Source organism: Pannonibacter carbonis (assembly GCF_003012935.1).
GTDB lineage: Bacteria > Pseudomonadota > Alphaproteobacteria > Rhizobiales > Stappiaceae > Pannonibacter > Pannonibacter carbonis.
The window spans coordinates 153,384-174,207 of sequence record NZ_PUDR01000011.1; the positions used below are offsets into that span (position 1 = coordinate 153,384).

The window sequence follows — 20,824 nt, forward strand, 5'->3', positions numbered from 1 at the left end:
TGTGATCGGCCCTGTGTCGCGCGTCACTAGGCGGCAGCATAGCTTGCGCTAGATTGTCGGGGACGCCGGCGCAAGCCGGGTGGACCGAGCGACGGGAGCAGAAGAATGCGAGCGATAGCGATGGCGATGGTGGGCGGGCTCGGGCTGGTCCTGGCAGGCTCCGGCCTTGCAATGGCGGCCGGTGACAGCGGCGGCGGCAGCGAGCCGAGCCCGACCGTGCAGAACTGCAAGAAGGGCGAGATCTGGGACAAGAAGACCGGCAAGTGCATCAAGGCACAGTCGGGTCTGGATCAGGATTCCGTCTATGAAGCTGGCCGCGACCTGGCGCTGGCCGGACGGTACGAGGAAGCGATCATCATCCTGTCGCTGGCCGATGACAAGGACGACAAACGCGTCCTGAACTATCTCGGCTACGCCAACCGTAAGCTCGGCCGGGTTCTCGTCGGTCTTGGCTATTACCGCGAAGCGCTGCGCATCGATCCGGACTATGTCCTGGTGCGCGAGTACATGGGCGAAGCGCTGGTGGAGATGGGCGACCTGGCTGGCGCAAAGGCACAGCTCGCCGAAATCGCGGCACGCTGCGGCACCACTTGCGACACCTACCAGTCGCTGTCGGAGACCGTTGCGACGGCCGGCGGCTGACACGGCAGAACGATCAAGGGAGAGCACCGGCGGTGCCCTCCCTTTTGGTTTCGTGATCGGATGGGGCCGGTCAGTTCGTTGTGACCGGGACGGTTTCGGCTGCAACAGCCTTGGAGGCCTTGAAACGCCGATAGATGAAGAAGTAGAGCCGGATGTACTGGCCGATCAGGATCGCGTTGATGATCGTGCCTTCGCGGATGAACTTCACTTCGCCCAGGAACGCGAGGCCGATGCAGGCCGAGGTCAGCAGCAGGGTGCAGTCGAAGCCGGTCTTGATGTTGCCCCACTTCCAGCCGGTGCGCTTGCAGATGGTGTTGACGAACATGTCCACCGGCATCAGCACCAGATTGGCAATGATCATCAGGAACAGACCGAACGCCAGAGCCGCATCGGCGAACACCAGCAGTGCCACCTTGGCCTGATAGAGCTCCAGCTTGATGAATTCGGTCAGCATCAAGTTCAGATCGAGGAACACCGCCAGCACGAAGGCAGGCACCAGCGAGAAGAACGCCGTGATCTTGAAGTCCTTCGGCATGACCAGATAGGTCAGCGCCAGCATGATCAGCTCAAGGATGAAATTGTAGGTGCCCTGCGTCAGCGGCGGAAACACCAGCGTCATGGTGCGCGTCAGGCTCGACTGCGGCGAGATGCCGATGCCCGCGCGGATCGCGAGGCTCACGCCGAATGTCAGGATGTAGATCCCGACGACATACATGATCCAGCGCCGGGTCAGGCTGCCGGTGTCGAGGATGTCTGCCTCTCCAGGTTTCTGTGCCATTCCTTCCTCCCGTTCCACCCGGCCTCCCCCGTCGGGGGCCGGTTCCTCCGTTTGATCCTGGCGCCTGGCTGGCCTGCTTGCCGCAGTCCTCTGATGCCGTGCTGGGCGCCGCTTCGCCAGCAGGCACTGTGCGTCCCGCTGGAATTCCTCTTGAAAAGCAGTCGGTGAACTGTTTGCGGACACGTCCGGCCGGCATCGGCCCGGCCGGACGCATCCCTGTCCGCTTCAGGCCGGCTCAAACCATGAAGCGGAAGCGGTGCAGCGAGATGAACAGGCTGAGCAGCTTGTTGACGACCGGCTCGCCCTCGTTGCGGTTGCCGAGCGCTTCCAGCGCCGCATCGATGGAGCTGGCGGCAGCTGTCAGTTCAGCGACCGTCATGTTGGCCATGACGCCGTAGATCTCGAGCGGCATGACAGCTTTCTGCTGCAGGTTTTCGGTGACCACGCAAGCACCCGAGTAGCCATCCACCTGCTTCAGGCAATGGCACATCTCTGCGCTGTCGTTGCCGATGGCAACGAAATAGGGCTTGGGTGCCGGCCAGAACGTGGCAACGGCCCCGCTGTCGATCGAGACACCCTTGAACAGGCCGTTGACAACATGACGGTCCGCCTTGGGATAGCGCTGCACAACGGAAATGCGGCTGTAGCGCACACCGTCCAGCTCCGGCACGACCTTGCCGTCGCGATAGGGCACCCAGACTTCCTGATAGAACTTGGCGTGACCACGGCCATAGACGTCGAAGAGATAGACCTTGGCCTGCGTACCATCGGCCGAGATCTCCAGCGGCACGATGTCGAGCTGGCTGGCTTCGAGCGAGGCAAGACCGGGCACTCCGTCCTTGCACATGCCCGAGTAGTCGATCTCGGCATTCTTCAGCAGCTTGCGGTCCTTCGCGACCAGCTCGCCGTCCTTGAACACGTAGAGCGGGTTGATGCGCGACAGGCTGTCGGTGAGCACGATGTCAGCGAACTTGCCGGGCGTCAGCGAGCCGATCTGGTCTTCCATGTGGAAGGAGCGGGCGGTGTTGTAGGTGGCCATCTTGATGGCATGGATCGGGTTGATGCCCATGTCGGCGCAGACCCCAATGATCCAGTCCATGTGGCCCGACTTCAGCAGCCGCTCGACCGAAATGTTGTCGGTGCAGAGCATGAAGTTGTCCGTCGGCCACTTGCGGTCGACGATGGCGCGCAGCAGCACCTTGATCACTTCTGCGGAGCCGACGCCGAACTTGATGTGGGTCGGGAAGCCGTAGCGGATCGACTTCTCGATGTCGTCCTCGTTCCAGACGTCGTGGTTGTTCGAGACGCCGATTGCCGGCAGGTAGTTCAGCACCATCTCGGACAGGGCGGTGACACCCCAGTGGCCGTTCATGAAACCGCCCTTGGCCCGCACCCAGGCAGCCTTGCGGAAGTCATCGTCGTTGCCGGAGGAATAAGTGAAGTGCTCGAACTCGCCGAGACCGATCACCGGTTCCATCTGCAGCACCGCCTGGGTGACATGGGCTGCCGTCTTCTTGCCCGGAGCGAATGCGAACAGGCGGTAGGGCAGCTTGTCATAATCCTTGAACAGTGCCGTCGCTGCTTCAACGCCTTCCTCACCGGCCGCGCTCAAGAGGTCGAGGCATTCGGCGTAGATGGTCGTGGTGCCACAGGGCACCATCGCCTCGGCCAGCGCCGTCGGATGGGCAAGCTGCGACTCGAAGTGGATATGCGCATCGATCAGGCCGGGAATTGCATAAAGCCCCTTGCCGTCGAAGACCTCGCGCACCTTGAGGATGCTCTCGTCCGGCGACAGCGCGATGATGCGCTTGTCATGAACCAGGATCGAACCCTGGTAGACCGTCTCGCCATGGACATCGAGGATGTTGAGGTTCTTCAGCAGAAGATCCGCCTCCGCCTTGCCATGCAGGATGTCGAAGATGTTGCGGACCTTGTCATAGTGCGTGGCTTCGAGAGCGTTCACGGCGTGCCTCCTTGGTGTTGTCCTTTGAGGAGGAACCATCTGGCAGCAGGGCATGAGCGCGCAGCCGGAGACGCCCTTTGCGTCGCCGCCTTGCAGCAGCCTGCTTCCGCGACAGACGCAGAAGACATGGCTCGCCCAGTGTGCTGAAGTTCCTCCCCGTGCGGCGCCTGCCCTTCCCCGGCGCGCCGTCTGGGTCATAAGACGGCATTGCACCGCTTCCGAAAAGCAGTATTTATTGCGCGTTACGTTCTCTTTTTACGAACGCTTAATCGAAGGCAAACCTGCGATGCTGCATTCCCGCGTGCTGCGCTATATTGATGAAGTTGCCCGCTCCGGCTCGATCCGGGCCGCGGGCGAACGCCTGAACGTTGCGGCATCAGCCATCAACAAACACGTGCTGCAGCTGGAAGAGGCCATTGGCGAGCCGCTGTTCGAACGCCTCCCGCGCGGCCTGCGGCTTACACCGGCCGGCGAGATCCTGCTGGCCCATGTGCGCCGGACCATGCGGGAATACAGCCAGGTCGAGGCGGAAATCCGTGATTTGAAAGCGCTTCAGGGCGGCGAAGTGATTGTTGCCACGATGAACGGCCTTGCCGGCGGCATCGTGCCCAAGGCTGCCGCGCTCTTCTGCGCCCGTCATCCACGCATTCGCATCAGCATCAAGGTGATGTTCCTGCGGGATATCGTCGGTGCTGTGGAAGCCGGCGAAGCCGATCTCGGCCTTGCCTTCAACCTGCCCCGCCTGGCGCAGCTTGACTGCCTTGGCTCGGTCGATGCAAGGCTCGGCGCGGTGGTCTCCTCGGCCCATCCCCTGTCGGACATGGACAGCATTTCGCTCGCCTCATGCCTGCCCTATCCGCTCATCTTCCCCGACCGGTCCATGGTGATGCACGATCTCGTTGCCGAGACTTTCGCGGCGGCTGATCTGCAGGCCGAACCGACATTCCTGACCAACTCGATTGAGGCGATGAAGCATCTCGCTGCGACGGGGGACAGCATCGCGTTCCTCAGCAAGTTCGATGTCGCCGAGGAACTGCGCGCGGGCGTTTTGACCTATTTGCCGATCCGCGACCGGCCTTTCGGACAGAATGTGCTGACCCTTGTCCAGCGCGACCGGCGCAGCCGGGGCCTGGCGGTGCAGATGTTCGCGGACGAGTTGCTGCGCAGCCTGAAGGGCTCTGCAGAGTGATCAAGGGATCAACTCCTCAAAAAGATCACCCAGCGGCGGCGATATCCGATGAGGCGAAAGCCAAGCTTCGGTTTACAGGTTTCTCACGTCTGAGAGCATCCTCAAACACCGATCCAAGACCGATCAGCACCGGCGCGTCACCAAAGGCGGCCATCGTTTCACTGGTCAGATCCGCCAGCCGTCCGGTCCAGATCCGCTCGTCAGGCCGGCTGACGTTGGCATGGGCAACGACCGGCAGATCCGGGCGGACGCCTTCGGCCAGCAGCCGCGTCCGGAGGCTGTCGGCCATGCGTCGGCCCATGTAGAAAACCGTGGTCGCCGCCTCGCTCGACAGCGCGTTGAGATCCAGCGTTCCGGGCAGGCCGCCGGACCGTGAATGGGCCGTCATCAGGCGCAGCGTCTGGGCGTGATCGCGGTGGGTGAGTGAAACCTTGAGCCGCGCCGCCATGGCCGAGGCGGCGGTGATGCCCGGCACCACATACACAGGAATGCCCTCCGCCTCCAGCCGGGCGATCTCTTCGCCCGCCCGGCCGAAGACCATCGGGTCCCCCGACTTCAGCCGCACCACCTTGCGGCCCTGCCGGGCCAGCGAGACCATCATGTCGTTGATGTCACCTTGCGCGCAGCTCTCTCGCCCGCCCCGCTTGCCGACCAAAAGGCGCTTTGCTTCCCGCCGGGCGAGTTCCAGCACCTCGGCACTGACGAGGTCATCGAAGAGAATCACATCTGCCGCCTGCAGCGCTCGCATGGCGGCAAGCGTCAAGAGCCCGGCATCGCCCGGCCCGGCCCCTACCAGTGTCACCTCGCCGATAGTCGTCGTCCCGGTAGCCAGACGGGCGACAAAGGCCGGTGCGTCTGCCTCGACCTCCCCTGACGGGGCAGAGGTTGCGGCAAAGGCAAGGTCGGAAAAGCGCTGCCAGAACTGGCGGCGCTGACGTATCTGTCCCAACGTGGCGGCGACATGGCCCCGGATCCGCCCGGCAAAGCCGGCCCAGGCCGACAGCCTGCGCGGCAGCAGCGTCTCGATGCGCTGGCGCACCGCCTGCCCCAGCACGGGCGCGGCCCCGTCGGTGGAAATGCCCACCACCAGCGGCGAGCGGTTGACGATGCCGCCGAACTGGAACTGGCAATGCTCTGGCCGGTCAATCACGTTGACCGGAACGCCGGCCGCCCGCGCAGCTGCCACGAAGGCTGCGGCCTCCGCATCTTCCGCGACCTCGGCCACAGCCAGTGCTGCCCCGGCCAGATCGGCGGGCGTCCAGTGCCTTGCAGAATGACGGATGCGCGGCGCCAGCGCGGGATCTGCAATGAGGTCGGCCAGATCCGGGCAAGGGTCAGAGGCCAGCAGGTGCAGCTCTGCCCCGGTGGCCAGCAGCAGCTCGGCCTTCCAGGCCGCCGGCTCGCCGCCGCCGGCAAGAACCACCTTGCGCCCCGCGAGGGGCAGGAAGACAGGGAGAACGGCCAGAGGTTCCATACGGGCCACGCGTGTGCGAGACGCAGCAGCATGCAATTCAGGCTGAACGGGCAACATGCGTGGCCTCCTCCTGCAGTTCCATCCTATCGGCAATCAGCCGGGCAATTTCGGACCGGCACGAGCCGCAGTTGCTGCCCGCACCGAGGCGCGCACCGATCCCGGAGACGGTCGTGATCCCGGCGGCAACAGCCCCGCGGATCTCGTTGGCCCCGACCTGAAAACACGAACAAACAATGGCGCCCTTGTCCGGCTGGTCAGCGCCCGGCCGGCCGGCCAGCAGTTTCCAGCGGGTGGCCGGCGTCGGCGCGGCCAGGCCCATGAGGCCGCTGGCCCAGCTGCGCGACACGGCAACTGGCTGGCGCGCCAGGAACACCGCACCGACGAGCCGCCCGTCCAGGAAGGCCATCGCCCGGTAAAGACCATCGCCGCGCGACTGGAACGAGAGGCTCTCCGTCCCATGGCCACAGCGCTGCAACACCTCGGCGGCCAGCGCCTCGGGTTCCGCGTCCTCGAGCGCAGCGAACTCCAGCCTCAGGCCATCGTCGCGGCGGCCGGTTCCAAGGGGCGCAACGGCCCAATAGGCAAATGGCAGGTGAGCGGGCACCCCGGCGAGAACCGCAAAGCCGTACCAGCGTGCCTCCAGACGGCGCAGGCCGACCGTGCTGCGTTTCAGGCCCGGCTGACCGGACTGCGGATCGGTTGCCGCCGACACGAGCACGTCGATGCGCGACCTTGCGGAAAACTGGCCGGTCCAGTGCATCGGAGCAAAGACCTCGCCGGGGCGCACCCGGTCGGTCACGACCGCGCGCAGGACAGCCTCGCCCTGTGCGTTGTCCAGCACCACGAGGTCCGCCGCCGCGATCCCCCGCGCCTGCGCATCATCGGGATGGATCTCGGCAAACGGCTCGGCGATATGCGCGAACAGCCGCCCGGTGCGGCCGGTCCGGGTCATGGTGTGCCACTGGTCGCGGATGCGCCCGGTGTTGAGAATGAGGCTGCCCCCGCCGACCACCGCCGGGACTGGCGGCGTCACCGTCACAAGCCGCGCCCGGCCGTCGGTCGTGAAGAAGCCGCCGTTTGCGAACAGGCGCCCGCCCTGCGCCGGCACGCTGGTTGTCCCCGCAGGCTGCGGCCAGAGGAAAGGGGCAAGGGCATCATAGGCCTCGGCCGAAATGCCGGCATGGGCGCTGATGTCGAAATCCCGGCTGCCATGGTTGCCGGTGCCGGACAGCCGGGCATGCTCGGCGAAGATGGCTGCCGGGCCGTCATAGGCAAAGCCAGCACTGTGCCCCATGCGCCGGGCGACTGCAGACAGGATCGCCCAGTCGGGCCGCGCCTCGCCCGGAAGCGGCAAGAAGGCACGCTGGCGCGAAATGCGCCGTTCGGAATTGGTCACCGTGCCATCCTTTTCGCCCCAGGCCGCCGCAGGCAGCAGCACATGGGCATAACGGGCGGTGTCGGTGGCGCGGATGACATCGGACACGACAACGAAGGGACAGCGGCCGAGCGCCTCGGCCACCCTGTCGGCGTCCGGCAGGCTGTCGACAGGGTTGGTGCCCATGATCCAGACCGCCTTGATCCGGCCGGCATGAATGGCCTCGAACAGGTCGACCGCCTTCAAGCCCGGACTGGCCGCAAGGCGCGGCGTGGCCCAGACGGCCTGCACGATGTCCCGATGCGCCGGGTTGTCGAGATCCATATGGGCGGCCAGCATGTTGGCCATGCCGCCAACCTCGCGCCCGCCCATCGCATTGGGCTGGCCGGTGACGGAAAACGGCCCCATGCCCGGCCGCCCGATCCGGCCTGTGGCGAGATGAACATTCAGGATGGCGTTGACCTTGTCCGTGCCGCAGACGGACTGGTTGACGCCCTGGCTGTAGACGGTCACGACCTTTTCCGTCCGGGCAAACAGCTCGTAGAAGCGGCCGACATCGGCGGCGGCAAGACCGGAAGCGGCGGCGACGGCGGCGATGTCACAGGCCGACGCCGCCGCAAGGGCAGCTTCAGCCCCGCCGGTGTGCCGGGCCAGATAGGCCTCATCCAGCCGCCCGGCTTCGGCAAGATAGCGCAGCAGGCCGGCGAACAGCGCCACATCCCCGTCGGGCCGCAAACCGAGATGCAGGTCGGCGATCTCGCTGGTGGCGGTGCGGCGCGGGTCGATGGTGACAATGCGCAGGTTCGGGCGCTCCGCCCGGGCCGCCTCCAGCCGCTGAAACAGCACCGGATGGCACCACGCCAGATTGGACCCCACCAGCACGACCAGATCGGCCAGTTCCAGATCCTCGTAACACCCAGGCACCGTGTCGGAGCCGAAACCGCGCCGGTGGCCGGCAACCGATGACGCCATGCAGAGGCGCGAATTGGTGTCGATGTTGGCCGTACCGATGAAGCCCTTCATCAACTTGTTGGCGACATAGTAATCCTCAGTAAGCAGCTGGCCGGAGCCGTAGAGCGCGATGCTGTCCGGCCCATACTGCGCCACGGTCTCGGCGAGGCGCCGCGCCACCACATCCAGCGCCATGTCCCAGCTGGCACGGCGGCCGCCGATCTCCGGATAGAGCAGGCGTCCATCCAGCGACAGGGTTTCGGCAAGCGCCAAGCCCTTGGAGCAGAGCCGTCCGAAATTGGCCGGATGCGACGGGTCGCCGGCGACGCGGACCGTGCCATCCGCCTGGCGGGTGGCAAGGACACCGCAGCCGACGCCGCAATAGGGACAGGTGGTGCGCGTCACCGTTTCAGTCATCGGCCACTCTCCGGGCCAGCACCGACCGGGCAAGGTAGACACGGCCGCCCTCGACTCGCGCCGGTGTGGTGGCCACGCCCCCCTCGTCGGCACCCTGGGCGAGACCTGTCGCCAGATCGAACACCCAGTTGTGCAACGGACAGGTGACGAAGCGGCCGTGGACGATGCCCTGGCTGAGCGGCCCGCCCTTGTGCGGGCACCGGTCGTCGAGCGCGAAAACCTCGTCCTCGCCGGTGCGGAACAGGGCGACGCATCCCGCTGGCGTCTTGACGACGCGGGCGCCCTCCTTCGGGATGTCGGTGAGGAGGCCGATCTCGATCCAGTCCCTGGTCATCGCGTTCATTCGGCCGCCTCCAGTCCCAGCACGGCCATCGGCCGGAATTCATGCTTGTCCTTGCCCGAGACACGCTCGGACCAGGGGTCGGTCTGTGCGAAGGCCTGCGACTGGACAAAGCGCTCGAAATAGGCGCGGCGGCGGTCGCGATCGTCCATGATCTGGCGGCGCACCTCGTCATGGCCGATGCGCTTGGCCCACTTGTAGATGCGCTCCAGATAGTGGCCCTGCTCGCGGTACATCTGGATCAGCGCCGTGATGGTCTCCAGCGCCTCATCCTCGCTAGGGACAAGGCCCAGAACGTCGGTGCCCTTGATGTCCAGTCCGGCCGCACCGGCGAAGTGGATCTCAAAACCACTGTCGACGCAGATGACGCCGACGTCCTTGCAGGTGGCCTCGGCGCAATTGCGCGGACACCCGGAAACGGCGAGCTTCACCTTGGCCGGGGTCCACGAACCCCAGAGGAACTTTTCCAGCCGGATGCCAAGACCGGTGGAATCCTGCGTACCGAAGCGGCACCAGTCGGACCCGACACAGGTCTTCACGGTGCGCAGGCCCTTGGCATAGGCGTGGCCCGAGACGAAACCGGCCTTGCCCAGATCCTCCCAGACGGCGGGCAGGTCCTCCTTCTTGACGCCGAGCATGTCGATACGCTGGCCGCCGGTGACCTTGACCGCCGGGATCTCGAACTTGTCGACCACATCGGCAATGGCGCGCAGTTCCGCAGCCGAGGTCATGCCGCCCCACATGCGCGGCACGACGGAATAGGTGCCATCCTTCTGGATGTTGGCGTGGACGCGCTCGTTGATGAAGCGCGACTGATAGTCGTCCTCGTACTCGCCCGGCCAGTCGGCCACGAGATAATAGTTCAGCGCCGGCCGGCACTTGGCGCAGCCGCCGGAGGAGGACCAGCCAAGCTCCTGCATGACGGCGGGGATCGACTTCAGCTGCCTGGCCTTGATCAGCCGCCGCACGTCATCATGGCTGTGCGTGGTGCAGCCGCACATCGGCTTCACGGCCTGCGCCTGGAACCGGTCACCGAGGGTCAGCTGCATCACCTTCTCGACAAGGCCCGTGCAGCTGCCGCAGGAGGCCGACGCCTTGGTATGCGCCCTGACCTCCTCCAGCGTGGTCAGGCCCCTGGCGGTGATGGCCGAGACGATGGTCCCCTTGCACACGCCGTTGCAGCCGCAGACTTCCGCATCATCCGCCAACGCTGCAACGGCCGCCGTAGGGTCCAGCGCGGCCCCTCCCTGATAAGCCTGGCCGAAGATCAAGGTGTCGCGCAGGTCCGTAACATCCGTCGCCTTCTTCTTCAGGTCCGTGAACCAGGCCGCGTCGCCGGTGTCCCCGAACAGGACCGAGCCGATGATCCGGTTGTCCTTCAGGATCAGGCGCTTGTAGATGCCGGCGCTGGCATCGCGCAGGACGATTTCTTCCCGGTCATCGCCATCGGCAAAGTCGCCGACCGAGAAAAGATCGATCCCGGTGACCTTCAGCTTCGTCGGTGTGTCCTGGTGCACGAAGGGAGCGGGCTGCGCACCGGTCACCTCGCAGGCGAGTTCCGCCGCCAGTACCCGTGCCATTTCGTACAGCGGGGCGACCAGACCATAGACCTGCCCGCCGACCTCCGCGCATTCGCCCAGCGAATAGATCGACGGATCGCTGCTGCGCATACGGTCATCAACGACAATGCCGCGATTGACCTCCAGTCCGGCCAGACGGCCGAGGGCCGCATTGGGACGGATGCCGGCGGCCATGACGACCAACGTTGCGGGCACTTCAGTGCCATCCTGCAAGGCCACAGCGCGGACCTTGCCATGGGCATCCGGCAGCAGCGCCTGCGTGTTGGCCCGGGTCATCACCTTGATGCCCCGGGCCTCGAGCGAGCGCTGCAGGAGATATCCGGCGGCCGGATCGAGCTGGCGTTCCATCAGGCTCGGCATGACATGCAGGACAGTCACATCCATGCCGCGCGCCTTCAGCCCGGCGGCAGCCTCCAGCCCCAGCAATCCGCCGCCGATGACGACAGCGGTCGCGCGCGACTGCGCCGCCAGGAGCATGGCATCGACATCATCGAGATCGCGGTAGGTGATGACACCTTTCAGGTCCGCGCCCGGCACGGGCAGGATGAACGGTACAGACCCTGTGGCGATGATCAGCCGATCATAGGCGGCCGTTGCCCCCTGATCGGAGGTGACGGTGCAGGCCGCGCGGTCGATGGCGGTAATCCGGTGCCCCTTGTAGAGGGTAATGCCGTTGCGGATGTACCAGCCATCGCCGTGGATCACGATATCCTCAAAGGTCTTCTCGCCCGAGAGGACCGGCGACAGCATGATCCGGTCGTAGTTGACGCGCGGTTCGGCGTTAAAAATGGTGATCTCATAAAGATCGGGCGCAAGCTCGAGGAGATGCTCCAGCATCCGCCCCGGGGCCATGCCATTGCCGATGATGACGAGTTTCTGGCGCATCGGGATCACTCCGCCGCTTCCACGAAGCGATGCCGCTCGTAGAGGAATTTCAGGACGGCCTCGCGGCACTTGAGATAGGTGCGGTCACCGGCCAGCTCGATGCGGTTGCGCGGACGGGCAATCGGCACGTCCAGAACTTCGCCGATGCGGGCGGCAGGGCCATTGGTCATCATCACGATGCGGTCGGACAGGAGCACCGCCTCGTCCACGTCATGAGTGATCATGATCATCGTGTTGCCGAGCCGGGCATGGATCTCCATCACCGCATCCTGCAGATGCGCCCGGGTCAGTGCATCCAGCGCGCCGAAGGGCTCGTCCAGCAGCAACACCTTCGGTTCCATGGCGAGGGCCCGGGCGATGCCGACGCGCTGCTTCATACCGCCCGAAATCTCTCCCGGCCGCTTGTCGCTGGCATGAACCATCTGCACGAGATCGAGATTGTGCAGGATCCAGTCGTGCTGCTCGGCGCGGGACTTCCGGCCCCGAAACACCTTGCCGACAGCCAGTGCCACGTTCTCGTAGACGGTGAGCCAGGGCAGCAGGCTGTGGTTCTGGAACACCACCGCCCGGTCCGGACCAGGTGCCTCCACCGTCTGCCCCTCAAGGAAGACAACGCCAGAGGTTGCCGGCGTCAGCCCGGCGATGATGTTGAGCAGGGTCGACTTGCCACAGCCGGAATGGCCGATGATGGAGATGAAATCCCCTTTTGCAACGCCAAGTGAAACCTGCGAGAGGACCTCCGTGCGGCTGCCGCCGCGCTCGAAGGACTTGTCGATGAATTCGAGGGCGAGATACTGCTGAGCCATGGTCAATCCTCCGGTCAGGCCGTAGCCGTGCCGCGCGTGACGAGGCGTCCGGCGAGGGCAATGAGACGGTCGAGGAAAAAGCCGACGACGCCGACGTAGACCAGCGCGACGATGATGTCGCTGATCAGCGACGAGTTCCAAGCATCCCAGATGAAGAAGCCAATGCCGACGCCGCCGATCAGCATTTCGGCCGCGACGATGGCCAGCCACGACAGGCCGACACCGATCCTGAGGCCGGTGAAGATGTAAGGGGCCGCCGCCGGCAGCATGATCCGGGCGAAATACTCCAGACCGCCGAGGCGCAGCACGCGCGCGACATTACGATAATCCTGCGGGATGTTGCGCACGCCGGCGGCGGTGTTGATGATTACCGGCCAGATGGCGGTGATGAAAATGACGAAGATCGCCGAGGGTGCCCCGTCCTGGAAGGCAGCCAGTGACAGCGGTAACCAGGCCAGCGGCGGCACGGTGCGCAAGACCTGAAAGATGGGATCAAGGCCGCGCATGGCCCATTGGCTCTGCCCGAGGAGCACACCCAGGGCAATGCCGGCGATGGCCGCGAGCGTGTAGCCAACCGCCACACGCTGCAGCGAGGCCAGGATCTGCCAGAACATGCCCTGGTCGGTGCCCTGCCCCCGGTAGAACGGATCAACGATGATCTGCCAGCTATCGACAAGGACACGCGACGGCGGCGGCAGCGGGGCGGTCGGGCTGGAACACAGCACTTCCCAGATCGCCAGAAGAACCAGCGTCGTGATCAGCGGCGGCAACAGGTCCGTGATCACACCCCGCAAAATGCGGCCAGCTTCGGCAACCATCCCTTGCGAAGGGCGGCGTGGCATGAAGGCAAGAATACGGGCCGGGGTGCCGGACCTGACCGGCGACGTTGCAGAGACTTGGTTGAGTTTTGCGACAGACATGCCGATCTCCTTCGGACTTCAGGATACCGGGCGACAGTGTCGCCCGGCATGAGGATCGGCTCAGGCAAGACGGCTGATCGCGAGGCTGGCGAGATAGGCCGCCGGATCTTCCGGATCAAAGACCTTGCCGTCGAAGAAGACTTCCTTGCCACGCGAGACGCCGGCCGGAATGTCTGCGACACCCAGTTCGGCTGCCGCCATGCGCCAGATGTCCTCGCGGTTGACCGCATTGACGAGGGCCTTCAGATCCGTGTCCGGCGCAAACTTGCCCCAGCGGATGTTCTCGGCAAGGAACCAGGTGTCGTGGCTCTTGAAGGGATAGGACGCCGCGCCCTGCCAGAATTTCATCTCAAGGCCGGAGTTCTCGACCACCTTGCCGTTGCCGTAATTGATCGTCCCCTTGAGACGACCGAGCACATCCTTGGCCGGAACGTTGAACCACTGGCGCTTGCCGAGGATCTCGGCCATTTCCTCCTTGTTTTCCATGCTGTCAGCCCAGATCTGAGCTTCCATCACCGACATCAGCAGGGCCTTGGCGGCATTGGGGTTGGCCTCGACCCAGTCGGCCCTGACGCCAAGCGCCTTTTCCGGGTGCCCCTTCCACAGTTCACCCGTGGTGCAGGCTGTGAAGCCGATGCCCTGGTTGACCAGCTGCTCGTTCCACGGTTCGCCGACACAGAAAGCATCCATGGTGCCGACCTTCATGTTGGCGACCATCTGCGGCGGCGGCACGACGATGGTCGAGACGTCCTTGTCGGGATCGATGCCACCGGCGGCGAGCCAGTACCGCAGCCAGAGGTCATGCGTCCCGCCGGGGAATGTCATCGCAACCTTGACCTCGCCGCCGGCGGCCTTCTTGGCGGCAAAAATCTCCCGCAGCGGCCCCGCATCGAGGCCAACACCGGACCCTGCATATTCCTTCGCAACCGAGATGCCCTGGCTGTCGAGGTTGAGCCGCGCGAGGATCGCCATCGGAACCGGCACGTTGTTCTGCGTCACCTTGCCGGTGTGCATGAGATAGGGCATCGGCGTCAGGATATGCGCCCCGTCAATGCCATTGGCAGCGCCGCCCAGAACGATGTTGTCCCGTGTCGCGCCCCAGGAGGCCTGCTTCAGCACCTCGACGTCCGGCAGTCCGTATTTGGCGAAGATGCCCCTTTCCTTGGCGATAATAAGCGGCGCGGCATCCGTCAGGGCGATGAAGCCCAGCTTGAGACCGGTCACTTCGGGACCTGCCCCGGCAGCAAAGGCGCCGGACGGAAAGCTTGCGCGCACTGCGGCGATCAGGGCAGCGGCGGCCGATGTCTTGAGCAATCCGCGGCGGGTAAACCGGGTTCCTGAACCTGTCGTCATGATCGAGTCCCTCTGGAAGCAACTGGTCTCTGGAAAACAAAAAACGCCGCCCGGTGACTGCGCCAAACCTCCTTGCGGTGTTCGGCAGCAAACCAAGCGACGTCGGTGTCATTGGTGGGAGCGTTCCCCGCCCCCGTTTTCCCCGATCCTCGTTGACCGGAGTTATCCTAGACCTTGCAACAGGCGTGCCAGTTTGGCCGAACTGCAGCAAATTCATGAATTGAAAGGGTTTTCACGATCCTCTCCCATATTGCCGAGTGGAATGCAGTGAAGGCCAAGGGTTGAATATTGTGCAGATACTGCATCGCAACAATTCAACTGCACAAGAACGAGGCCGCCTATTCGCTCGGCGCACCGGCAATGATGTGGCCTTGCTGGCGGATGGCTGCAGCCTCGACATGCGCCATGACATTCGCCGGATCGAACACCAGATCGTCCATGAAGCGGGTTGCCGCAAAAAGGGCAGGATCCAGCTCCTGTTCAGCGTCCGGGCCCAGCGCCGTGTCGTAGAGATCGCTGCGGCAGGCGGAAACGGCCAGCGCTTCACCGGCGGCGGAATGGGCCACCTGGCCCCAGCGGATCATCTGGCTGTAGATCCAGAGCACCTGGCCTGGGTTCGGGCGATTTGCTCCTTCCCCATGAAACCGGAAGTAGCCCTCGATCCGGCGCAATGTGCCTTTGCCATCGAGGCAGAATTCACCGGCCAGCACCCGGCGCAGGATCGCGACTGGCGCCGCCAGATGCTGCGGCAGCGCCAGGATCCGGGCAAGGTCGTCGTGATGCTCCGGGTCCGCACACCAGCGGGCGGACCGGTCGAGCGCTTGCACCAGCCGCAAGACCGTGTCCTCGTTGGCTTCGATGTAATCCGGACGCAGACCGATGACCTTTTCCGGAGCGAGCGGCCAGATATCCTGCTTCGCCGCCACAATACGCCCGACGCCGCGCTCGCAGGCCATCATGTTCCAGGGAGCGCCAACACAGAAGCCGTCAATCGCCCCGGCTTCCAGTGCATCCGTGGTCATCGGCGGCGGGACCACGATCAGCCGGACGTCGCGATCCGGATCAACACCGCCGGCGGCAAGCCAGTAGCGGAACTCGTAGTTATGCGAGGAAAACGGATAGGTCACGCCCAGGGTGAGTGGCGATAGTCCTGCTTCCTTACGGCTGGCAACCAGTGCCGCGAAGGCCTTCGCACACGCCAGCGCATCAGCCGTATCGGACAGGCCTGTCTCCTGGCGCATCCCCTCATAAATCCGGACGGACAGCGTGATGGCGTTGCCGCCTCGCCCGAGCGCGAAAGGCGTGACCACCGGTGCCGGATTGGAGCCAAGCCCCAGCTGGGCAGCCACAGGCATCGGCGCCAGCATATGCGCGGCGTCAAATTGCCGGAAGGCAAGCCGGTCGCGGACATTAGCCCAGGAAACGTCCCGCACCAGATCAAGCTGCAGTCCTTCACGCGCGGCAAAGCCAAGCTCAGATGCTGCAATCAGGATCGAGGCATCGACGAGCGGAATGAAGCCGGCCCGCACCAACCGCGTCTCGCGCCGGCCAAGCGATACGGCCCGCGGAACGCTCGAAAGGGATTTGGGGCTTGCATTCATGTCCTCAGGCTCCCTGTCGGCGGCGGCTCACAGCAGCAGGCTGGCCGCTGTGACAACGCTTTGCGCGATATCCGCCATCTTCTTCTTTTCATTCATCGCGGTTTGCCGCAGCAGGGCGAAGGCGTCTGCCTCCGACAGCCCGCGCGATTGCATCAAGATCCCCTTGGCTCGCTCGATGACCTTGCGTTCCTCAAGCGCGTTACGCGCATCGGCCAGTTCCCGCTGAAGGCGGGCGAAGGCGTTGAACCGGGCAATTGCCATGTCGAGGATCGGCTTCACCCGCTCCTGCCTGAGCCCGTCAACCACATAGGCAGACACCCCGGCATCGACGGCCGCTTCCAGCATGCCGCTGTCGGAGCGATCGACAAACATCGCGATTGGCCGCTGGGCCGCGCGGGAGACCTGAAACAAATGCTCGAGCTGGTCGCGGTTCGGGTTTTCCAGATCAATGACGATGACATCCGGATCGATGTCCAGAATGCGCCGCAGCAAACCGTCCATGGTCGTCACAAGAATGACCCGCTCGTGCCCAGCCTCGCGCAGCCCGCGCTCGATGATCGCAGCGCGGATCTTGTTCTCATCGATCACGAGTACGGTAAGAGCGTCCATGCCTCATTATGCGGTGCAGCAAACACAGCGCAACACGCAGGCCTGCGTGTATTTTGGGCACATCTCGTGTTTTCGCAGGCATGTGATGCGGTCCCGATACAAGCCGGAAACCCATCGACAGAGCGCAGGAAGGCAAGGCGATTCCAGTCGCCAGCAACTGGAAAGCCAGTTTTCTGGAGGGGCGGCAGACCCGGCCCTGCCGGGCGACAGGAGTGCGCTCCAAGGCACTGACCAAGAAGCGCACAGCCTTTCCGCCAGCCTCGCCCAAAAATCAGGCCACCGTTCTCGACCATTCGCTCCACGTCTCGCCTGCTTGACCGGTGACCGTGCCATGTCACATTGGCGTGAGGCAGAAACGGGCGTGATTCGGCTCGGTTTCCTGCAGTCGCGCAGATGAACGGGGACGGTGGTGGCAGAGACCGGTTGGATTGAACTCTTGCGCCGGGTGGCTGCGCTGGGTCTGGCGGTGCTGGGCCTTGCCGGCGGGCTCAGCGTGTTTTCGCCGATCACCGGACTGGTCTGCCTTGCTGCTGCCGTCGGGGTGTATGTCGGCCTGCCCTATCAGGCGCCGCCGACCGGCGCAGTCCAACCGGACTGGCAGCCGTCGATCCTCATGTCAGACATGATCGGATTTGCGGTCGGCGTTCCATTCTTCAGCCTGCCGCTTATGGCAGCGGCCTATATGCCGACGCCGGCGGCCTTTGTTTCGATGCTGTTCTTCATCCCGGCGTCGCTGTGCTTTCCGATTTTCTACCTGTCGGCGCGCCAGGCAACATCCTATGCCCGGTTCTTCGGCAACGGCTTCGAGGTGACAGAGTTCGGGTTGACCATGCGCCTGCGCTACACCGATCTGGCACGGGCCGAAATCCGGATCTGGCAAATGAAGCGTGGTCTTTCGCTGCTGTCCCCATTCCTCGACAAGCGACACGGGGTGACACTGGTGGCCGGGTCTGCCCCGTCAAAGACACTCCGGCTGACCTCGAAGACCGGGGCCGTTTTCGTTGTTTCGACGGAGACGATCCCCGATCTGGAAAGGATTTTTGTCGACATGGACCGGGCCGGCATCGAGTTGCCCAAGGGACTGTCAGATCTCGGGCGGCGCCGGATCCGCCGGGTGCGGGAAAAGCGCTGGGGCAAGGTCGAGGACGCTGTGCCTGCTCCCACACCAGGTTTGGACCGCCTGCGCAAGCCGCGTTGAAACTCATCGTTTTCCGCCAAGCCGAGGCTGAACGTTTCCGGCTTTGCCTCCGTAGGGGTATTCGGTTCTGCTTTTGCGACAAATGGAGCGCGCCGATTGCTTCATATTGCCTTTCGGGCAATGCTAATGTCCTGTTGGAGCGGGGGCGAACAAACGGGGCGGCGCACAGCACATGACTTTTGACCAGATTTTCGTCTTGTTGTTGCTGGCTCTCGTCTTTTTTGGTTTCATCAAGGAAATATATCCGCCGGAACTGACCGCGCTGGCCGCCTCTGCCGTGTTGATTGCTGTCGGCATTGTCGACACGAAGGAGTTTCTTGGCGTCTTTTCCAACAGTGCGCCGATCACCATTGCCATGATGTTCATCATCAGCGCTGCGCTGGAGCGCACTGGCGTGCTGCAACTGGCTGGCAATGTCCTGGAGAAGCACTCGAAAGGCTCGTATCTGCGGGCTGTCTTCATCATGATGCTGTTCGCGGTGACGGCCTCTGCCTTCATGAACAACACGCCCGTGGTGATCCTGCTGACGCCTGTGATGATTGCCGTGGCCACGGGACTTGGCACGACACCTTCAAAATTCCTGATCCCGTTGTCCTATGCTGCGATCTTCGGCGGCACACTGACGCTTGTTGGCACATCGACCAATATCCTGATGAGCGGCATCACACTGAAGGCCGGTCTGGAACCCATCGGTATGTTCGAGATGACCCTTCCCGGGCTCATCCTTGCGTCAGTGGGCCTTGTCTACATGATCTTCGCCGTGCGCTACCTGCTGCCGGAGCGCCAGTCGATGGCAGGCCTGCTCAGCCAGGGCGGGACACGCCGTTTCATGGCCCGGCTGCTGATTCCGGCGGGCTCACGCTACGTTGGCAAGAGCCTGGAAGACCTGCCCTTTACAGGAGCCGGCACCCGGATCCTCGACGTGCTGCGCGGCGAGCACTCGATGCGCCACCGGCTCGACGACCTGACGCTGATTGCCGGCGACCGGATCGTGATGAAGACCGGCACCGGCGAAATCCTCGCGCTGAAGGAAGATGGACAGATCGAGTTCCGCGATGTCTCTGACCAGGGCTTCGAGCCGGTTGCTGCCGCGCAGACATTGATGCTGGAGGCCAGCGTCGGTCCGAACTCGCATCTCATCGGCCGGTCTCTCAGCGCGCTCAACCTGCGCCGGACCTACGGCGTCTATGTCATGGCGGTGCATCGCCAGGACCGCAACATCTCCGACGAGATCGACCACCTGCGGCTGCAATTCGCTGACACGCTGCTGCTCGAGGGACCGGCGGAAGGGCTGCAGCGGCTGGCCGAGGACGAGGGCCTGATCAACTTGTCCGCGCCCCAGGAGCGCGCAATCCGCAGGCACAAGGCTCCGATCGCCATCGCCACCATCATTGGTGTCATGGGACTTGCAGCACTCGGAGTGATGCCCATCGAGGGATTGGCCGTGATTGGGGCGGTCGTCGTGATGCTGACACGCTGCATCGATCCGGTCGATGCATTCGAGTCCGTCGACTGGCGGATCCTGTTCCTGATCTATGGCATGCTTGGCTTCGGCATCGGCCTTGAAAAGACGGGGGCTGTCGAACTGATCGTCGACAGTGCCATGGCCCTGATCGGCCACGCCCATCCGATGCTGGTCCTGGCGCTTGTCTATGTGCTGACCTCGGCGCTGACCGAACTGGTCAGCAACAATGCCGTCGCAGTATTGGTGGGCCCGATAGCCATTGCCCTGGCGCAACAGCTTGGTCTGGATCCGCGCCCCTTCATCATGGCGGTGATGTTTGCCGCCAGCGCCAGCTTCGCAACGCCGATCGGCTACCAGACCAACACATTCGTCTACAGTGCCGGTGGCTACAAGTTCCGCGACTTTCTCATCGCCGGCGTGCCGCTCAACATTCTCTGTGCCGTGATCGCGGTGCTTGTCATCCCGCTGTTCTTCCCGTTCTGACGGCGATCGGCAAGATCACAGCCACGCCGGCTTGCGCTTGTCGAAGAAGGCGGAAATGCCCTCATGCGCTTCCGGGTCTTCCCAGCAATCGGCCAGCCGCTCGATGGTGGCGGCAATCACCGCCTCGGTGATCGGCGTGCCAAGCGAGCGGGCGAGCGCCTTGGCGCGGGCGACCGCGCCGGGGGCCGCCGCCAGATAGGGTTTCACCTCGCGCTCGACCGCCGCGTCCAGCTCCTCGGCCGCTACGACCCGGGCGACGAGATCCAGCTCACGGGCTTCCGCCGCATCGAACAGGCGCGCCGACATGAACACACGCCGTGCCTTGCCCTCGCCCATGCGGGCGACGACATAGGGGCTGATGGTGGCCGGGATCAGGCCAAGGCGCGTCTCGGTCAGGCCGAACTTCGCGCCATCCACGGCGATGCAGACGTCGCAAACGCTCATCATGCCGATGCCGCCGCCGAAGGCCTGGCCCTGCACCCGGCCGATCAGCGGCTTCGGCAGCTCGTTCAGCGCCTGCAGCATCAAGGCCAGCTTGCGCGCCTCGGCGATGCGCGTCGCCCGGTCGGCGGTGAACTGCGCCCGCATCCAGTCAAGGTCCCCGCCGGCGCAGAAGCTTGCCCCCTCGCCGGTCAGGATGACTACGCGCACGGCTGGATCAGCACCAAGTTGCTCCGCCGCCGCTGTCAGCTCGGCGATCATGGTCGCGGACAGGGAATTGTGCTTCTCGGCCCGGGCCAGCGTCAGCGTGGCGACCCCGCGCGCGTCCGTTTCGATGCGAATGGTCTCAAACAT

General features: G+C 64.3%; 16 protein-coding genes. 4 read left to right on the forward strand and 12 right to left on the reverse strand.

Annotation, left to right across the window (positions count from 1 at the left end):
- Positions 1–105: 105 nt before the first annotated feature.
- A complete protein-coding gene (locus C8348_RS22165; protein WP_198647091.1) occupies positions 106–642 on the forward strand; it encodes a tetratricopeptide repeat protein in 537 nt (178 codons plus the stop codon).
- 70 nt (positions 643–712) lie between these two features.
- On the opposite strand, the gene C8348_RS16045 is transcribed toward C8348_RS22165, so the two are convergent.
- Both C8348_RS16045 and C8348_RS16050 read right to left on the reverse strand, forming a co-directional pair.
- A complete protein-coding gene (locus C8348_RS16045; RefSeq protein ID WP_106754375.1) occupies positions 713–1,420 on the reverse strand; it encodes a YczE/YyaS/YitT family protein in 708 nt (235 codons plus the stop codon).
- 235 nt (positions 1,421–1,655) lie between these two features.
- Positions 1,656–3,383, reverse strand: coding sequence for an amidohydrolase family protein (locus C8348_RS16050; RefSeq protein WP_198647092.1), 1,728 nt, complete (start codon positions 3,381–3,383; stop codon positions 1,656–1,658).
- Between the two features lie 286 nt (positions 3,384–3,669).
- Here C8348_RS16050 and C8348_RS16055 point away from each other — a divergent pair, with 286 nt between their 5' ends.
- Positions 3,670–4,572, forward strand: coding sequence for a LysR family transcriptional regulator (locus tag C8348_RS16055; RefSeq protein WP_106754376.1), 903 nt, complete (start codon positions 3,670–3,672; stop codon positions 4,570–4,572).
- Positions 4,573–4,597: 25 nt separating this feature from the next.
- Here C8348_RS16055 and cysG read toward each other — a convergent pair whose 3' ends face one another.
- The 9 genes from cysG to C8348_RS16100 all read right to left on the reverse strand — a co-directional run bounded on the left by cysG (position 4,598) and on the right by C8348_RS16100 (position 16,883).
- Positions 4,598–6,103 (reverse strand): siroheme synthase CysG, encoded by a 1,506-nt coding sequence (gene cysG / locus C8348_RS16060; protein WP_198647093.1) that lies wholly within the window; start codon positions 6,101–6,103, stop codon positions 4,598–4,600.
- Positions 6,084–8,789 carry a nitrate reductase gene (locus tag C8348_RS16065; protein ID WP_106754377.1) on the reverse strand — a complete coding sequence of 902 codons (2,706 nt, stop codon included), beginning with the start codon at positions 8,787–8,789 and terminating at the stop codon, positions 6,084–6,086. Before C8348_RS16065 ends, cysG begins: the two co-directional genes overlap by 20 nt.
- Entirely contained in the window at positions 8,782–9,123 is a 342-nt protein-coding gene (gene nirD, locus C8348_RS16070; protein WP_106754422.1) for a nitrite reductase small subunit NirD, read from the reverse strand. The genes C8348_RS16065 and nirD overlap by 8 nt, the downstream gene beginning before the upstream one ends.
- Before the next feature lie 5 nt (positions 9,124–9,128).
- The gene (gene nirB, locus C8348_RS16075; RefSeq protein ID WP_106754378.1) at positions 9,129–11,594 is read right to left on the reverse strand and encodes a nitrite reductase large subunit NirB; all 2,466 of its coding nucleotides are present in this window, start codon (positions 11,592–11,594) and stop codon (positions 9,129–9,131) included.
- A gap of 5 nt (positions 11,595–11,599) precedes the next feature.
- A complete protein-coding gene (locus C8348_RS16080) occupies positions 11,600–12,400 on the reverse strand; it encodes an ABC transporter ATP-binding protein (RefSeq protein ID WP_106754379.1) in 801 nt (266 codons plus the stop codon).
- A gap of 14 nt (positions 12,401–12,414) precedes the next feature.
- Positions 12,415–13,218 (reverse strand): nitrate ABC transporter permease, encoded by an 804-nt coding sequence (gene ntrB, locus C8348_RS16085; protein ID WP_425270829.1) that lies wholly within the window; start codon positions 13,216–13,218, stop codon positions 12,415–12,417.
- Between the two features lie 162 nt (positions 13,219–13,380).
- A complete protein-coding gene (locus C8348_RS16090; protein ID WP_106754380.1) occupies positions 13,381–14,673 on the reverse strand; it encodes a CmpA/NrtA family ABC transporter substrate-binding protein in 1,293 nt (430 codons plus the stop codon).
- Positions 14,674–15,011: 338 nt separating this feature from the next.
- Positions 15,012–16,274, reverse strand: a complete 1,263-nt coding sequence (locus tag C8348_RS16095) for a CmpA/NrtA family ABC transporter substrate-binding protein (RefSeq protein WP_106754381.1) — start codon at positions 16,272–16,274, stop codon at positions 15,012–15,014.
- A gap of 27 nt (positions 16,275–16,301) precedes the next feature.
- Positions 16,302–16,883, reverse strand: coding sequence for an ANTAR domain-containing response regulator (locus C8348_RS16100; protein WP_106754382.1), 582 nt, complete (start codon positions 16,881–16,883; stop codon positions 16,302–16,304).
- Positions 16,884–17,292: 409 nt separating this feature from the next.
- Here C8348_RS16100 and C8348_RS16105 point away from each other — a divergent pair, with 409 nt between their 5' ends.
- Both C8348_RS16105 and C8348_RS16110 read left to right on the forward strand, forming a co-directional pair.
- Positions 17,293–18,081 carry a hypothetical protein gene (locus tag C8348_RS16105; RefSeq protein WP_106754425.1) on the forward strand — a complete coding sequence of 263 codons (789 nt, stop codon included), beginning with the start codon at positions 17,293–17,295 and terminating at the stop codon, positions 18,079–18,081.
- A 172-nt stretch (positions 18,082–18,253) separates the two neighbouring features.
- Entirely contained in the window at positions 18,254–20,029 is a 1,776-nt protein-coding gene (locus C8348_RS16110) for an SLC13 family permease (protein ID WP_106754383.1), read from the forward strand.
- A 15-nt stretch (positions 20,030–20,044) separates the two neighbouring features.
- Here C8348_RS16110 and C8348_RS16115 read toward each other — a convergent pair whose 3' ends face one another.
- On the reverse strand, positions 20,045–20,824 hold the full coding sequence (locus tag C8348_RS16115; RefSeq protein WP_106754384.1) for a crotonase/enoyl-CoA hydratase family protein: 780 nt from the start codon (positions 20,822–20,824) through the stop codon (positions 20,045–20,047).

What these genes read in the sequence shown, in the direction of transcription:
- C8348_RS22165 (WP_198647091.1), top strand. Translation starts at nt 106, where the DNA reads ATGCGAGCGATAGCGATGGCGATGGTGGGCGGGCTCGGGCTGGTCCTG.
- C8348_RS16045 (WP_106754375.1), bottom strand. Translation starts at nt 1,420, where the DNA reads ATGGCACAGAAACCTGGAGAGGCAGACATCCTCGACACCGGCAGCCTG.
- C8348_RS16055 (WP_106754376.1), top strand. Translation starts at nt 3,670, where the DNA reads ATGCTGCATTCCCGCGTGCTGCGCTATATTGATGAAGTTGCCCGCTCC.
- cysG (WP_198647093.1), bottom strand. Translation starts at nt 6,103, where the DNA reads ATGTTGCCCGTTCAGCCTGAATTGCATGCTGCTGCGTCTCGCACACGC.
- C8348_RS16065 (WP_106754377.1), bottom strand. Translation starts at nt 8,789, where the DNA reads ATGACTGAAACGGTGACGCGCACCACCTGTCCCTATTGCGGCGTCGGC.
- nirD (WP_106754422.1), bottom strand. Translation starts at nt 9,123, where the DNA reads ATGACCAGGGACTGGATCGAGATCGGCCTCCTCACCGACATCCCGAAG.
- nirB (WP_106754378.1), bottom strand. Translation starts at nt 11,594, where the DNA reads ATGCGCCAGAAACTCGTCATCATCGGCAATGGCATGGCCCCGGGGCGG.
- C8348_RS16080 (WP_106754379.1), bottom strand. Translation starts at nt 12,400, where the DNA reads ATGGCTCAGCAGTATCTCGCCCTCGAATTCATCGACAAGTCCTTCGAG.
- ntrB (WP_425270829.1), bottom strand. Translation starts at nt 13,218, where the DNA reads ATGGTTGCCGAAGCTGGCCGCATTTTGCGGGGTGTGATCACGGACCTG.
- C8348_RS16090 (WP_106754380.1), bottom strand. Translation starts at nt 14,673, where the DNA reads ATGACGACAGGTTCAGGAACCCGGTTTACCCGCCGCGGATTGCTCAAG.
- C8348_RS16095 (WP_106754381.1), bottom strand. Translation starts at nt 16,274, where the DNA reads ATGAATGCAAGCCCCAAATCCCTTTCGAGCGTTCCGCGGGCCGTATCG.
- C8348_RS16100 (WP_106754382.1), bottom strand. Translation starts at nt 16,883, where the DNA reads ATGGACGCTCTTACCGTACTCGTGATCGATGAGAACAAGATCCGCGCT.
- C8348_RS16110 (WP_106754383.1), top strand. Translation starts at nt 18,254, where the DNA reads ATGACTTTTGACCAGATTTTCGTCTTGTTGTTGCTGGCTCTCGTCTTT.
- C8348_RS16115 (WP_106754384.1), bottom strand. Translation starts at nt 20,824, where the DNA reads ATGTTTGAGACCATTCGCATCGAAACGGACGCGCGCGGGGTCGCCACG.